The 14795-nt window shown below is 67.7% G+C and carries 10 protein-coding genes and 2 pseudogenes; 6 read left to right on the top strand and 6 right to left on the bottom strand.

Features of this window, described 5'->3' with window-relative positions; translation table 11 throughout:
• The first annotated feature begins 128 nt into the window (after positions 1-128).
• Complete coding sequence (locus ACZ6BG_RS35780; RefSeq protein WP_469009571.1) at positions 129-1460, top strand: class I SAM-dependent RNA methyltransferase; 1332 nt, start codon at positions 129-131, stop codon at positions 1458-1460.
• Positions 1461-2188: 728 nt separating this feature from the next.
• On the top strand, positions 2189-3775 hold the full coding sequence (locus ACZ6BG_RS35775; protein WP_469009569.1) for a hypothetical protein: 1587 nt from the start codon (positions 2189-2191) through the stop codon (positions 3773-3775).
• Positions 3776-3897: 122 nt separating this feature from the next.
• Here ACZ6BG_RS35775 and ACZ6BG_RS35770 read toward each other — a convergent pair whose 3' ends face one another.
• Together ACZ6BG_RS35770 and ACZ6BG_RS35765 are read right to left on the bottom strand one after the other, a co-directional pair.
• Positions 3898-4566: a nucleotidyl transferase AbiEii/AbiGii toxin family protein gene (locus tag ACZ6BG_RS35770; RefSeq protein WP_469009566.1), complete on the bottom strand. Its 669-nt coding sequence runs from the start codon at positions 4564-4566 to the stop codon at positions 3898-3900.
• A gap of 5 nt (positions 4567-4571) precedes the next feature.
• Positions 4572-4964 (bottom strand): hypothetical protein, encoded by a 393-nt coding sequence (locus ACZ6BG_RS35765; protein ID WP_469009564.1) that lies wholly within the window; start codon positions 4962-4964, stop codon positions 4572-4574.
• Positions 4965-5597: 633 nt separating this feature from the next.
• Here ACZ6BG_RS35765 and ACZ6BG_RS35760 point away from each other — a divergent pair.
• Together ACZ6BG_RS35760 and ACZ6BG_RS35755 are read left to right on the top strand one after the other, a co-directional pair.
• Positions 5598-8966, top strand: a complete 3369-nt coding sequence (locus ACZ6BG_RS35760; protein ID WP_469009562.1) for a type ISP restriction/modification enzyme — start codon at positions 5598-5600, stop codon at positions 8964-8966.
• 518 nt (positions 8967-9484) lie between these two features.
• Positions 9485-9832 (top strand): ASCH domain-containing protein, encoded by a 348-nt coding sequence (locus ACZ6BG_RS35755; RefSeq protein WP_469009559.1) that lies wholly within the window; start codon positions 9485-9487, stop codon positions 9830-9832.
• Between the two features lie 42 nt (positions 9833-9874).
• Here the strand turns inward: ACZ6BG_RS35755 and ACZ6BG_RS35750 are convergent.
• Positions 9875-10161, bottom strand: a pseudogene (locus ACZ6BG_RS35750) (IS630 family transposase); the annotation flags it as partial.
• An 18-nt stretch (positions 10162-10179) separates the two neighbouring features.
• Here ACZ6BG_RS35750 and ACZ6BG_RS35745 point away from each other — a divergent pair.
• Positions 10180-10419 carry a hypothetical protein gene (locus ACZ6BG_RS35745; protein WP_469009950.1) on the top strand — a complete coding sequence of 80 codons (240 nt, stop codon included), beginning with the start codon at positions 10180-10182 and terminating at the stop codon, positions 10417-10419.
• Positions 10420-10482: 63 nt separating this feature from the next.
• On the opposite strand, the gene ACZ6BG_RS35740 is transcribed toward ACZ6BG_RS35745, so the two are convergent.
• The 3 genes and pseudogenes from ACZ6BG_RS35740 to ACZ6BG_RS35730 form a co-directional block, all read right to left on the bottom strand.
• Positions 10483-11076, bottom strand: coding sequence for an MBL fold metallo-hydrolase (locus ACZ6BG_RS35740; protein ID WP_469009557.1), 594 nt, complete (start codon positions 11074-11076; stop codon positions 10483-10485).
• A gap of 180 nt (positions 11077-11256) precedes the next feature.
• Positions 11257-11864: pseudogene (locus tag ACZ6BG_RS35735) on the bottom strand (molybdopterin cofactor-binding domain-containing protein); the annotation flags it as partial.
• 116 nt (positions 11865-11980) lie between these two features.
• Complete coding sequence (locus tag ACZ6BG_RS35730) at positions 11981-12376, bottom strand: TOBE domain-containing protein (RefSeq protein WP_469009555.1); 396 nt, start codon at positions 12374-12376, stop codon at positions 11981-11983.
• Between the two features lie 864 nt (positions 12377-13240).
• On the opposite strand from ACZ6BG_RS35730, the gene ACZ6BG_RS35725 reads away from it, so the two are divergent.
• The coding region (locus ACZ6BG_RS35725; protein ID WP_469009553.1) for an amino acid adenylation domain-containing protein at positions 13241-14795 on the top strand (1555 nt) is incomplete at its 3' end.

Genomic DNA, 14795 nt, shown 5'->3' with positions numbered 1-14795 from the left:
GGCAAGGTCAACGTAGACTGGTGGGCTGTCGTCCGGGCGCCCGTGTTTCTCGACGTTCTCGATGTTCTCGATGTTCTCGACGTCGTCGACCACCGCCCTTACCTCTTACGTTGTGGAGTCACCCCGCCATGCAGGCTGAACCGAAGAACTCACTGGTGGGCGAGGAGTACGAGGTCGAGGTCGGGCCGGTCGCGCACGGCGGGCACTGCGTCGCCCGAACGGCCGAGGGCCAGGTCCTCTTCGTACGGCACGCGCTGCCCGGCGAGAAGGTCGTCGCGCGCGTCACCGAGGGCGAGGAGGGCGCGCGCTTCCTGCGGGCCGACGCCGTGACGGTGGTGGAGGCCTCCAAGGACCGCGTCGAGGCCCCCTGCCCCTACGCGGGCCCCGGCCGCTGCGGCGGCTGCGACTGGCAGCACGCGAAGCCGGGCGCGCAGCGGCGCCTCAAGGGCGAGGTGATCGCCGAACAGCTGAAGCGGCTCGCCGGGCTCACGCCCGAGGAGGCGGGCTGGGACGGCACGGTCATGCCCGCCGAGGGCGACAAGCTCCCCGCCGGGGAGGTCCCGTCCTGGCGCACCCGCGTCCAGTACGCCGTCGACCCCGACACCGGCCGGGCGGGCCTGCGCCGCCACCGCTCGCACGAGGTGGAGCCGGTCGACCACTGCATGATCGCGGCCGAGGGCGTCACCGAACTGGGCGTCGAGAGGCGCGACTGGCCCGGCATGGCGTCGGTCGAGGCCATCGCGGCGACGGGTTCGCAGGACCGCCAGGTGATCCTGACTCCCCGTCCCGGGGCGCGCCTCCCTCTGGTCGAGTTGGACAAGCCGGTCTCCGTCCTCCGCGTGGAGGAGAAGGACGGCGGGGTGCACCGGGTCCACGGCCGCCCCTTCGTCCGCGAGCGCGCCGACGGCCGTACGTACCGCGTGGGCAACGGCGGCTTCTGGCAGGTCCACCCCAAGGCGGCGGACACCCTGGTCACGGCCGTCATGCAGGGCCTCCTCCCGCGCAAGGGCGAGACGGCCCTCGACCTCTACTGCGGCGTGGGCCTGTTCGCGGGCGCCATCGCCGACCGCGTCGGCGACGAGGGCGCCGTCCTCGGCATCGAGTCCGGCAAACGCTCCGTCGAGGACGCCCGCCACAACCTCGCCTCCTTCGAACGCGTCCGCATCGAACAGGGCAAGGTCGAATCGGTCCTCCCGCGCACCGGCATCACCGAGGTCGACGTCATCGTCCTCGACCCGCCCCGCGCGGGCGCGGGCAAGCAGACGGTCCGCCACCTGGCGGGCCTCGGCGCGCGCCGAATCGCTTATGTGGCTTGCGATCCGGCGGCGTTGGCCCGGGATTTGGGGTATTTCCGGGAGGGCGGGTACAAGGTGCGGATGCTTCGGGCGTTTGATCTGTTTCCGATGACGCATCATGTGGAGTGCGTGGCGATTCTGGAGCCGGCCGTGAAGGGCGCTTGACCTGCGGCTTTGTGTCGCAGGCGGTTCGACCGACCTGTTCCTCTCCATGCAGCGGGTCGAATGGATGGATCGATCCTTGAAGGTTGCCTGACCTGCGACTTCTTGAGGCAGACGGTCGCTTCGGCGGCGTTTTCAGGGGTTCCGCCGAGGAATCTTGAAGCTCGGCTGACGCTCGCTTCGGGGCTCTGGGCATTACTGAGGCCATCGCGGGATGATCTCGGCGTCTCGCACCACACCGGGCAGCTCAGTTCTCGGAGTTCGAAAGTCAGTAACCGGGTGGGGGGCCACCCGCACGGTGCCGAGGCACACGACACGGTCGTCGCCGAACTCGCCGCGAACGCCGTTCTCCACGGCCGCGCCCCGGGCGGTGCTTAGCCCCACTCTTTCTCACGACGAGAGTCTGGGCGTCGTCCGAATCGAGTTGACCGACATTCACCCCTCCCGGCCGGCGCGACCGGCTCCCGATCCGGACGAGGGCGGATGTCACAGACTGCTTCTTGTCGATCCGCTCGCCGCCGACTGGGGCGTACGCGACAGCCCCGGCCCGGCAAGACGGTCTGGCGGAGTGCACGACGGCTCCCCTGACCGGACGGTCGGCCCCGAAGCCACGCCCAGGGCATTACGCACCTGAGCGTGGCGGTAATACGGTTGCTCTCCGAGCGGTGCCCTGACCGCTTTCGAGGGGGAAACGGTCGTCGCACAGGGCATCGGGGGTGAGGGGAGCCGCCGTGCAGGCGCTGTATGCCGTCAGTTTCGACATCAGGTCCGCCCAGGAGCAGCCGGGCCACGTCTACGAGAGCCTTCGCGGCCATCTCGCCGACTGGCTCGGCCACCACGGACGTGTACAGGCACCGTCGGCGACCGAACTCGACAGGGATGGCCGGGCGGTGCTCGCCGGCAAGATTCCCGGCCATGGTGACCGCACAGTGAACTGGACCGTGGCGGGCGACGAACTCACCCGCGCCCTGCGCATGACCATCCACCAGCCGCTGTCTACGGGACCGGCCCAGTTTGTCACCCGGGTCACGGTCTCCCAGTCGGGGGAAGGCGGCGGGCTCAGGATCGTCATGGGCAGGGAGATCCCCGACGGTTGGATAGCGCCGGTGCAGGATCCGCCGCTCAAGCGCCCCAACCTGTTGCGAGCGGTGCTAGGCGACGAGCAACTTGAAGTGCGGGTGCTGAGCCAGCTTGCCACGGGGCGATACGAGAGGATCCGGGAGGAGAGTCACGCTGACGTACTCCTCGACGTCCTGGCGCTGCGCACGCGCCTCCCCATTCTCCTGATGCACCCCAGGGACCAGGCGGGATGGAGCGCGGCGGCCGATGCGTCGGGGCAACTCGCGGGCCTGGCCCAGGTGGTGACCCTGAACTACGTGACCGCACAGGCCGTCCGCCGAGCCCACGAGCAGGTGGCCGTACCCAGCGGTGGCGCCCGGCTGGTCTGGCCCGACCTCGGCCTGGAGCACCCCGCCTACTCGCGGGAGGAGGTGTCTCAGACGTCCTTCGTGGAACGGCGGCTGATGCCGTCGCTCGCTCATCTCTCTGTCATCGCCCGCGGCAGTGACACGGCGTGGGAGCGTGCGCGACAGGCGTCGTACCGCGCGGGAGCCCGCAGGGTGGCGGAGCAGTTGTCGCGCGCCCAGGCTGCTGGAGACACGACCGCCGAGCTCGAAGCGCTGCAGAAACGTGTCCGGCAGCTCGAAGAGGACGCCACATCCTGGGAGGACATGGCACAGAGCTGCATGGAGGAACGCGACAAGGCGCGAGACGATGCCGCCACCGCTGAGGCCCTGCGTCAGGACCGGGACTACTGGAAGAACGAGTACCTAAACCTGTCGAAGGGCGGGAGCGGGCAGGCGGCCACATTCGACGCCTGGAGCGAGATCCCTCCTCTGGGGACGGACGCCGCACCCACTTTCGAAGCTCTCGTTAAGGCATCGGAGGGGCACATCGCGTTCACGGCGAGAGCGGCGCGCGCCTGGAAGGACTCCCGCTACCCGTACCCCCAGGAGATGACCGACCGGCTGACCGCCCTTGCGCAGGCTGCGACTGACCTGTACTCCAATTCCGGCAGGATGCCCAGGCTGGCCCAGTGGTTTTACGACAACCACGGACTGAAATTCGCGCCCAACGACGAGAAACTCAGCAAGGACAAGGACAAGCGCTACTTCAAGTTCAAAGGAAAGCGTTGGGACGGACTGCCGCACATTAAGGTCCGGGACGCCGTCTCGCCCAATGAGGTCGGACGCATCTACTTCGCTCTCGACTCCGAGGAGAAGCGGTTCATCGTGAACCATGTGGGACTGCACCTGTAGCCGGCCCCGGCGGGCACCTTGTATCCGTGGGCACTCATGGTGACCACTCTGGCACTGTACGGTACGGCGGATTTCAGCGCGCAAGCCCCGCAGTCTCAGTGCGAACCCTCATTTGAACGTGATCAGTCGATGTGTGGATCATCAGACTCTTCGAGGAGACGGGTCGCGAGGTCGTCCGCCCACTCCACGGCCCAGGAGCGGAGAGCGGTGATGGTGGCGTCATCGAGCCCATAGGCGGCAAAGGCTTCATCGTCGGTCCACTCGGCGCCCGTTAGGTTCGCCTGCAGATCCTCGCGCTCGAAGCGGCCGCGGGCGTGGCGGCGGCCGAACTCTTCGAGCTCGGCACTGGTCCAGCGGCGGGAGGCTGCGAACACGTCGATCAGGTCGCGGGGCGCTCCGCGGTCGGCGAGGGCGCGGACCTTGGTCCCGATCACGTCCTCCTCCGCAAGGACGGGGCCGTACGGGCTCTGGGCGACCGGCCGCCAGAAGTTCTCCCTGAGGATGTCGACTTCGCATTCCTGCCCGGTGGCCGGGTCGGTCACGGTGAAGCGGGCGGACAGCGGGGCGGTCTCCAGCGCGTGCACCTTCCCGCCACGGGCTTCCAGGCCGGGGTGCAGCGTGGTGGCGATGTCGGCCATGGGCGCCGGGTTCTCGGTGGCGACGTCGAGGTCCTGGCTGGGGCGGTTAACGAGGCGGTGTGCCCACACGGCGTATCCACCGGTGAGAACCAGTGGATACGGGGAACCGAGCGCGATCACATCCGCCAGGAGCCGCGTGTGCAGCTCCGGCATGTCCGTCACGCGGCCGCCCGGGTGCGCGAGGCGAGCTCGGGGAAGGCGTCCTCCCACACGGCGCGCACGGTGCGGCCGACGAGAGCGCGCAGCACTGGCCACAGATGGAGGAGCAGGTCCTGGTTGAGGTAGCGGGGCAGGTCGTCGTGCAGGCCCTCGTGCAAGACGGTGCGGTACAGGCCCATACGCTGGCGCGGCTTGCCCAGGTCGTACGAGTTCATCCCGGACCAGGCCAGGTGCAGCGGCAGATCCACGACACCGTGTGTCGGCCCGCGCAGCTCGTCCAGCGACTCCGGCAGACGGCGACGGAACTTCTCCCGGTACAGCGCGAGGTCCTCGGCGTCCGCTCCCGAGACGTCCCTTGGGGTGGGTGCGGGGTGCTGTGGGCTGGAGGGCATGACTCCATTGTGGCGGCCGGAGACGTTGCGAGTGTCATGATGAGCGAGCTGGCGTCCGGAGCGAGAAGGGACGGATCTCCTGGTGAGCTGGTTGCCGCAGTCTGCTATTCCGTGAGCGGTACTGACTCCTGGCAGTCCGCCGGGCGCTGGTCCCGTCCTCGGGGCGTCCGTCCAGCGGGTGTATGGCGGCAAGCATCTGTAGGACTTTCGAAAGGCGGGGCAGAGGGGCCGCTCGCCTTCGGTGATTCGCACACTGTGCATCGCTGCGATGACGGAATGAAGGAAGGATTCCAGCACCCCGGTAGTAAATCGGGAATGGCGTCCCGAGAGCGCCTTCCCGCCTGAGAGGGCGGTCAAGCGGGCTCTGGAGGTCTCTTCCCGACCAACATCCGCCCCCCCCTTTCCCAGCGGTCACGGAACGCGCCGTCCGTGCCCCTCACGCGCCCCCCGTGCGCACTGAGGCGGTCCTTTCGCCTCCAACAAGCTGTGTCTGCGGTGATCCACCGTCCGCGTCCACAGCTTGGAGGGGACAAGGTGCCGGAGGAGTGGATACGGACTCTCGTGTCGGACTTTGGGTCCGAGTGCAGGGAGCGGCTGCGGGTCAGCGACACGGAGGCGTCTATCAGCTTGCCGGTGGCGAAGCTGGTGGAGACATTCGGGGCGCGCTGGAAGCTGCGACCTCGCCTTCATCCTGAGTATTCCTTGCCCGAGGCCCGGGTGCGTCCGGACTACGCGGTGGAGGCATCGGGGCGCATCACCGGGTTCCTCGAGCTGAAGGCCCCGGGGCACGACGTCACGCCTGACGGCTTCACGAAGCGGGACCGGGAGCAGTGGGAGCTGATGCGCCGACTGCCGAATGTGCTGTACAGCAACGGTCACACCTGGTGCCTGTACCGAAGCGGGTCGCGGCCTCTGCGCACGGTTCGGCTCGAAGGTGATCTGTACCGGTCCGGCAGCCGGTTGCGTATCAGTGCAGCCGATGGAGCGGCGTTTCGGGATCTGTTGCGGGAATTTCTCGGGTGGCAGCCCCGGCGCATCACGACTGTTGGCCAGTTGGTGTCGTCTATTGCTCCGCTGTGTCAGTACTTGCGCGAGGAGGTGCTGGAGCAGCTCGCCCTCGAACGCAGAACGCCAGACGGTACTCGCAGCCGACGACTTGTCCCCAAGCCGTTCACCGCCTTGGCACACCACTGGAGCAAGGTGCTCTTTCCCTCAACCGATGGGCAAGACCCCGATCACCTCTTCGCCGACCGTTATACCCAGACGATCGCCTTCGCCCTGCTGCTGGCCCGTATCGAGAACGTACCGCTCGCCGACCGCAACTTCGTTGATGTTGCACATGAGTTGAAGGCAGAGAACACGGTCATGGGTCGAGCCCTGCAGTTGCTGACGGAGACGGTGGACGCCGAGTTCGCCCGCCGAATCGACACGCTCGTGCAGGTCATCGACGCTGTCGACTGGGAGGCTATCCGAGCACGGACGCCCAACGCCCACGTTCATCTCTACGAGGATTTCCTCCAGGAGTACGACCGCGATCTGCGTAAACGCTCCGGCACGTACTACACCCCGTCCCGTCTGGTGAAGGAGATGGTTCGCTTCACCGACGCAGTCCTGCGTACCCGCCTGGGCTGTGTGGAGGGCTTCGCCGACGAGCAGGTGACGATCGTCGACCCTGCGATGGGCACCGGCACGTTCCTCAGCGAGATTATCGACAAGGTCGCCGAAGAACGCTCCCGCCGCGGGGAGGGTTTCCGCGGCGAAGCGGTGGAACAGCTAGCGGGACGGCTGATCGGCTTCGAGCGTCAGATGGCCGCCTACGCGGTCGCCCAGATGAGAATCACCCAGACCCTCCGCAGGCAAGTCACCGACACTGAACTCGGCGATCTGCGGCTCCATCTCGCCGACACCCTCGCAGACCCCTACGAGAGGGCCACGCTCTTCACGTTCCTGCCCGATGGCGATCCTCTGGTCGAGAACACCCGCAAGGCGGACTGGATCAAGCGCGAGCAGAAGGTCACTGTCATGATCAGTAACCCCCCGGACCGGGAGAGGGCCGAGGGGGAGGGCGGTTGGGTGGAGAAGGGGCGCGAGGGGGAGGACAAAGCACCCCTGCTCGATGCCTTCCGCCTTGGTGGCAGAAACGGAGTACACGAGAACAAGCTCAAGAACCTGTACGTCTACTTCTGGCGCTGGGCCACCTTCAAGGTCTTCGAACAGCACCGTTCCGAGTCGGACCGCGGAATCGTCGCCTTCATCAGTACCGCGGGCTTCCTCAGCGGGCCCGGTTTCCGAGGGATGAGGAAGTACCTGCGTGAGACTTGTTCCGAGGGCTGGATCATTGACCTCAGCCCCGAGGGTATCCAGCCACCTTTACGGACACGCCTCTTCGAGGGCGTTCAGCAGCAACTGACGATCGCCGTGTTCGTCCGCAGCAGAGCCGACACCGAACCTGCCCGTATCAGGTACGTCGCCCTGGACGGCAGCACTCGTGGGGAGAAGTACGCACAGCTCGAGGCTCTCGGGCCGGACAGTGACCAGTGGCGCCCGGTGCGTCAGGATGCCCATGCTCCGTTCACCCCTGCGGCCATCGGAGCATGGGATACGTATCCCGCATTGGATGATCTGCTGCCATGGACAGTGCCCGGCATTTTGCCCAAGCGGACGTGGGTCTACTCCGCGGACCCCGATACGCTGCGCTCCCGATGGCGGAGGTTGACCGCCGAGACGGACCTGGCTGAGAAGCGTGCCTTGTTCAGGGAGACCAAAGGCGGCCGTACCATCGACCGGCCGGTCAAGCCGCTCCCGGGATCGGCACAGCGAAGGCGGTCGATGCTGGAGGCGGGCCCCGAGTGTCCGGAGCCGGTGCCTGTGGCCTTCCGCCCTTTCGATCGGCAGTGGATCATCCCGGACAACAGAGTCCTTGACAGGTGCTCGCCGGAGCTGTGGGAGAACCGGGCCGAGGGCCAGATGCACATCGTGGAGCTGCACTCAGAACGGTTCGGTGACGGCCCCGCCACGCTGTTCACCGCGCTGATGCCGGACATGCATCACTTCGCTGGCTGGGGTGGTGGCAGGGTGATCCCCTTCCTGCAGAAAGACGGCACCCCCAATGTGACCCCCGGCCTTCTCCAGCACCTTCGTAACTCCTTCGGCGGTCTGGCTGTCTCCGCCGAGGACTTGCTCGCGTACATCGCCGCAATCACGGCCCACCCTGGTTTCCGGTCCCGCTTCGATGACGAACTCACCACCGTCGGCGTCCGCGTACCGCTCACCGGTGACGCCACGCTGTGGTCGGAGGCGCTGCACATCGGGCGGAAGGTGATCTGGGCCTCCACCTTCGGAGAGAGATTCGTGGACCCGGTGGCGGGGAGGCCCGGCGGACCCCAGGAGGTCTGGACGACCGCACAGCCGGCGATCACGTACCGGAGACAGGTCGGCAGGGACGAACTACCCGAGAGTTTCGTCTACGACTCCGACCGTCTGGAACTCCACTTCGGCCGAGGAGTTTTCGGTGCGGTAACTCAGCAAATGCGGGATTACCAGGTCAGCGGACAGAACGTTCTCGACGGCTGGTTGAAACGTAGGACGGGACCGCCGTCTCGCAGAGCCGTCAGCCAGCTGGATCACATCCGGCCCGAGCGGTGGCTACCTGCCTGGAGTGAGGAACTCCAGTACGTGTTGTCCGTTCTGTGGCATCTGGTCGAGCTGCAGTCGGCTCAGAATGAGCTGCTCGACCGTGTTCTTATGTCACCGCTGGTGAGCGTCGCCGAGTTGCAGCGTCGGAACGTCCTGCCCGTCCCGGACAACGCCCAGCGTTCTGCTCCCGCACCGTTGCAGACCGACCCTATCCCCGGGACCGAGGGGATCGAGGGGCGTGAGCCGCACGCCGTAAGGCCACTCACCGTAGAGAAGTCCTCTCCGGCCGACGCTCCCACGCTGCCACGGAGGAGTAGGAACCCCGGCGCCGCGCAGTCGTCCCGCAGAAAGCGACAAGATCCGTAGAGCTCTTGATGAAGGTGACGCGCCTGCCGTACCGAGGGCGGGTGTGTCCGGCCAGTCGTGACGCTCTGGGCGCCCTCACGCTGCTCAGCGAGCCAAGAAAGCTGCTCTGAACTGGTCCTTTCCATGACTCACTCAGGCTGACACCTTTCCGATGACGCATCATGTGGAGTGCGTGGTGATTCTGGAGCCCGCCGAGAAGGGTCGCTGACCTGCTGATTCGCCGAGTGTGCATTATGTGCGCTGTGGGCGTTTCGGGCGATGCCTTGACGCATATCCGATGCACGTGACGCACGTGACGCACGTTTGACGCACATTCCGATGGAACGTCAGGCGGCCGTTCGCGCTGGTGTCGATGCGTCGGGTGCGGCCTGTCGGGGTTGCTTCTCTGCTGTCTCTTGGAGGAAACCCGTGGGTTGTGGCCCACTTTGGGGCTCAGTAGCGTTCACCGGCTCGGGGCCCGGGGCATCCACCGGACTGTGTGACACGGAGGGTTTGCTCGTTCCGTTAGGGTGCGCCGAATGGACGACAGCACTTCACGGCAGCACTCGACGGCGACTCAGACCCTGTACTTCCATCCTGACTATCTCGATGCAGTACGCGCCGAACAGAAGACGACCACGGTACGTTTCCGTGACCCGGTGGAGACGGGCCCGGTGAGCCTGGTGTTCGAGTTGGACGACGAGGTGGCACTACCGGGTGTCGTCACGCAGGTCACTGCTAAGACGATTGCCCAGCTGAGCGAGTCGGACGCCCGAGCGGACGGTTTCCGTGATCTCGCCGAGCTTCACGACAGACTGCGGTTTCACTACCCCCAGATCGAGCCGACCGACACCATCGCCATCGTGCACTTCCGGTTGGCGAAATAAGCGAGTGACCTCAGGCATCGACTGGAGTGACTCCCCGCATGATCACGCCGCTTCGGGACGTGGGTGGCCCCAGCACTGCTGACGCTCACTGCGGATGCGGGCACGTTGACGGTGCTGGGCGGCCAGGACGTCGGGGTGGCGGGGCAATGTTGTTGCGCCAGCTCAGGTAGGCGTGCGGGACCCCCGGTCTGGACGGTGTGGTTGGGGTGGTGCGAGTTGGCCAGGGCGAACTGCCGCAGCGGTCCGAAGTGGGCCTCGATGGGGTTGGCCCAGGACGCGTAGGTGGGTGTGAAGCACAGCTTGACCTTGTTCTCTTCTGTGCGGCGGCGCTCACCGTGGTGCGGATCGTGCCTGTGATCGTTTCGCTCATCGGGTCGCGGGTGCCCGTCAGGGAAGGGCTGCTCATTGGGTCGCTCGGGCCTCGGGGGACCACGTCCATCGTGTTCGGGCTGCTGGCCTTCAACGAGCTGAGCCTCGATGACGACGCCGTTCTTGTGCTGACGGCCTTCGTGGTCACCGTGCTCGGCAGCGTCGCTCTGCACGGGCTCGGGTCGCCCGTGACCGCGTGGAAGTATCGGCATCCGTGAGGAAGCGTCGGCGGTAGTTCGTTTCCGTACGGCTCCCCTCGTCGCCCGTCAACTGCCGGGTGGCTAGAGGGGTGTGGTGTCGTCGGGCGTGAACGGGGCGCCGTGGCCCGGGACGATCACGTCTGCTGTGTCGCGTACGCGGATGCGGGACGCGCGCAGGACGTCGCGGTCCGGGGCTACGGGGTCGTCCGCCGGTCCTGCCGAGTGCCACCAGAGGTCACCCGCGAAGGCGATCACGCCGGAGTCCGTGCCCGCGAGGAGGGTGATGTCCTCGGGGCTGTGGCCGGGGGTGCGGATCAGGCGGAGGGACGGGGTGAGTTCGTGGCCTTCGGCGTCCCGGTTCGTCCAGGAGTTGCCCTGGTACTCGACCTTGTGGTCGTGGATGCGGGCCTGGGGGAACAGGCCGACGTTGAGGGTGTTGTCGGGGTGGTGGTGGCTGAGGACGACGTCGGTGATGTCGTCGGGGCCGAGGCCGAGTTCGGCGAGGGGGCCGAGGATGTCGTCGCGGCTGGCGACCATGCCGGGGTCGAAGATGATGTGGCGGCCCGCGTCGGCGATGTAGGAGACGGTGGCGGCGACGCCGGGGCCGGTGGAGCCCACGTAGCCGGTGGTCAGGATGGTGTAGGTGGCGGTGCGGCCGAGCCGTGTGTTCGTCATGGCTTTGATTCTTCCGAGTGCCGTCAGCTCCCACGAGTGGCACTTCTGCCTGCGATCGCAGGATTTGTGCCAAGGGTTTGTGCCAAGGGTTTGTGTCAGAGGTTTGTGTCAGTGGTTTGTGCCAGGGGTGCGCGCCAGGGGTACGGCCAAGGTCAGGGTGTGGCGGTGATCCGGGGGCCGTCAGCGCCAGCCGCACCCGGTCGGGGGGGCACGGGGGTCACGGGGGTCACGGGGAGTGGTGAAGTGGGTGGCCGTGGCGTCGCGCAGGGCGTTGGTCAGGGCGGGGGCCGCCGGGTTGAAAGGGCTCTCGCTCATGGACTTGGCGCCCAGGGGGCCTATGGCGTCCCTGGCCCGCGTGAAGTGGACCTCGGTGCGGGGGGCGTCCGTGTACTGCGGTAGGCGGTAGCGGCGGAAACGCGGCTGTGGTGATCTCGCCGCGGTCGTCGACGCTTGTCTCCTCGAAGAGGGTCGCGCCGAGCGCCTGGGCGACACCGCTCTCCACCTGCCGGCGGCATTGCATCGGGTTCATCACCTTGCCCGCGTCCGCGGCGTGCACGCTGCGCAGGACGCGGATGTCGTTGGTGCCGGGGTCCACGGCCACCTTGAACCAGTGTGCGTTGAGCGCCGCCGAGCGCGGGGTGTCGCCCCAGTGGCCGTCGCCGTGTCCGACTGGCGGATCGTCACCCGGTCCTCCGTCGTGTGCAGTGCTCCTGCCGTGATCGCTGGTGGACCGTGGTGGCGCCGTTGCCGAACTCCGCTGTTCCTGCGGCCACTTGGTGCGTTCCGTCGGGATGGACCCGCGGGCCGCCCTGCTCTGCCGTTGAGGCGCGAACGGCGTGCGGGGGACGCGGACTTCAGGAGGGCAGCGGCCGCCGGGAGTACAGGCCTTCGGGGGACACGGGCCTCAGGGAACATCGACACAGACATTCGTCGACTTCGCCCGTGCCGTGACCATCACCCCGACTTCGATGCCCGGTTCCGCCACGGACTCCCGCGTCACCAGGGACACCAGGCGGTGCGGGCCGCACTGGATCTCCACCTGCGCGGCCACGTCGTCGAGCCGGACCGCGGTGACGATCCCGGCGAACGAGTTGCGCACGAACGTGGCCACGCCCTCCGGAACCGGATGCCGGCTCGCGGCCCGCTCCTTCGCGGACGCCGCGAGTGCGGGGCCGTCGACGGTCCGGTTCCCCGTGCCGTCCCGCTCCATCCGCAGTCGACCGCCGTCCGCCCACCGGCGGACGGTCTCCGCGCTCACGCTGGGGAGCGCCGCTGCCTGCCCAATGCTGTAAGACCGCACAGCCGCACAGCCGCACTCCACGGGGAGCGCACCGTCCTCGCCGCTGGGCGGAACTTTGGATTCCGCTTGGGTTCCGGGTGCGCTCCCCGGCGTCGCCGGTCAGCCGGACGCGGCCCCGTCCGGCCGCCCGACTTGTGCTGTCCTGGCGACGGGACATGGCAAACCATCGCGTGTTCGCGAGCTGAATGTTGACACTTTCGCGGGGTGCGGTTCGGTTTCCCGAGCCACTTCCGCTTTCCGGGCGAGTGTTCCGCGTGCTGTCGTTCCCGGTGGCGCAAAGTGCCCGTACGGGCCGTTCCTTGCCCCTGCCGAAGGGTGCTCATAGGCTCGTTGCACGGGAGCGGGGGCATTTCTCGTCGGGGGTTCAGGAGCGACCGCCGTCCGGTCTTCTTTATTTCACTCAGCATTTCCGCCGAGTGGCCGTCGCCACGCCTGCGGACAACGGTGTGCGCATGTTATTCGTTAAGAGTCTTCCGCGGTGGGACTTTGGGGTTGACGTATCGGCGTGAAGGTGTGCGGAGGGCTCCGGCGATGCGCAATCGGGGTGATCTTGATGGCGGTTGACTCCGTAGCCGCGAGGTACGAGCCTGTCGGAGCAACGGGAGTACAAGAGCTGCCCAGCGAGCGGGTTCTGGCTGCTCGGCCGAACCGAACGAGCGATGCGGGCGATCAATTGCGCCGGTGAATAGGGTTTTCACGCCCTGTCATTCGTGCGCGCTTGCCGCTCGGCCTCCGCGGCACGGATTAATCAATGATCCTGGCTTCAGGTCCAACGTCTAACCACTGTGGGGGATGGTCGCTTTGTGTTCTTTTGAGCAGGGTGCGTTGCGGGGCGAGCTCAATGACACGGAGGTTCCGGTACCGGTGGGGACGATTCCTGAACTGTTCGAGCGGCAAGTCGTCGCGGCGCCGGATGCGACCTCAGTGGTCTTCGGCGACGAGTCGCTGAGCTTTGCCGACCTTGACGCGCGCGCGAATCGTCTCGCGCGTTTTCTGATTGAGCGCGGCGTCGGCGCGGAGACCGTCGTCGGCGTGGCGCTGCGCCGGTCGCCCCAGTGGTGCGTGACGGTGCTCGCCGTGATGAAGGCCGGCGGCGCTTATCTGCCGGTGGACCCGGCCTATCCCGCCGACCGCATCGCGTACATGGTCGAGGACTCCGCGGCCGTCATGGTCCTGGTCGACGAGGACACCGCCGGGCTGCTGCCCGAGCTGCCCGCCCCCGTCGTCCGCCTCGACGACCCGGCGGTCACCGTCGCCGTCGCCGCGTACGACGCCGGGGACGTCGGCGACGCCGAGCGCGCCACCCCGCTGACCGTCGCCAACGCCGCGTACGTCATCTACACGTCGGGCTCCACGGGCCGCCCCAAGGGCGTCACCGTCACCCACACCGGCATCGCCAACCTCGTCGGCGCCATGCTCGACCGGATGAACGTCACGCCGGACAGCAGGATCCTGCAGTTCTGCTCCCCGAGCTTCGACGTGTCCGTGGGCGAGCTCGGCATGTCGCTGCTCTCCGGCTCGACCCTCGTCATGGCCGACAAGGACGCCCTCGCCCCCGGCGCCCCGCTCGTCGAGACCATCAACCGGCACGCCGTGACGCACGCCGTCATGTCGCCCGCCGTGCTCGCCGCCATGCCGACCGGCTCGCTGCCCACCGTGCGCAGCCTCGCGGTCGCCGGTGAGGCGACCGCGCCGGAACTCGTCGCCACCTGGGCCGCCGACCGCCGGATGATCAACGGCTACGGCCCCACCGAGACCACCGTCGCCGTCACCCTCAGCACCCCGCTGACCGGCGACGGCCAGGCCCCGCCGATCGGCGCGCCCCTGTCCAACACCCAGGCGTACATCCTCGACGACGACCTGAAGCCGGTCCCCGAGGGCAGCCCGGGCGAGCTGTACATCGCCGGTGCGCCCCTCGCCCGCGGCTACCTGGGCCGTCCCGCCATGACCGGTGAGCGCTTCGTGGCCTGCCCGTTCGGCGGGCCCGGCGAGCGGATGTACCGCACCGGCGACCTCGTGCGGTGGGGCGACGACGGACAGCTCGTCTTCCTCGGCCGCGCCGACACCCAGGTCAAGATCCGCGGTCTGCGCATCGAACTGCGCGAGATCGAGGCCGCGTTGCTCGCGCACCCGCGCGTCGCGCACGCCGTCGTGACCGTCCACGAGGGCCGGGGCACCGGCAAGCAGCTCGTGGGCTATGTCGTCCCGGCCGGAGCCGGTGACGCGGAGGCCGCGCGGGAAGAGGCCGCCAAGAGCGGCGGCACCGGCCACATGACCTTCGACTCGGGCTTCTCCACCGGTGAGCTGCGCGGCTACCTCGGTCAGCGGTTGCCGGATTTCATGGTGCCGGCGACGGTGGTGGTGCTTGACCGGCTGCCGTTGACGACGAATGGGAAGGTCGACAAGAAGGCGTTGCCGG

The organism is Streptomyces sp. NPDC041205, from assembly GCF_055591765.1.
This window is presented reverse-complemented; position numbering and strand designations above follow the sequence as displayed.

Bases quoted from the DNA above. Each gene is read 5' to 3' on its own strand.
- ACZ6BG_RS35780 (WP_469009571.1), top strand. From the start codon at position 129: ATGCAGGCTGAACCGAAGAACTCACTGGTGGGCGAGGAGTACGAGGTC.
- ACZ6BG_RS35770 (WP_469009566.1), bottom strand. From the start codon at position 4,566: ATGCCGGAGCTGCACACGCGGCTCCTGGCGGATGTGATCGCGCTCGGT.
- ACZ6BG_RS35740 (WP_469009557.1), bottom strand. From the start codon at position 11,076: ATGACGAACACACGGCTCGGCCGCACCGCCACCTACACCATCCTGACC.
- ACZ6BG_RS35755 (WP_469009559.1), top strand. From the start codon at position 9,485: ATGGACGACAGCACTTCACGGCAGCACTCGACGGCGACTCAGACCCTG.
- ACZ6BG_RS35765 (WP_469009564.1), bottom strand. From the start codon at position 4,964: ATGCCCTCCAGCCCACAGCACCCCGCACCCACCCCAAGGGACGTCTCG.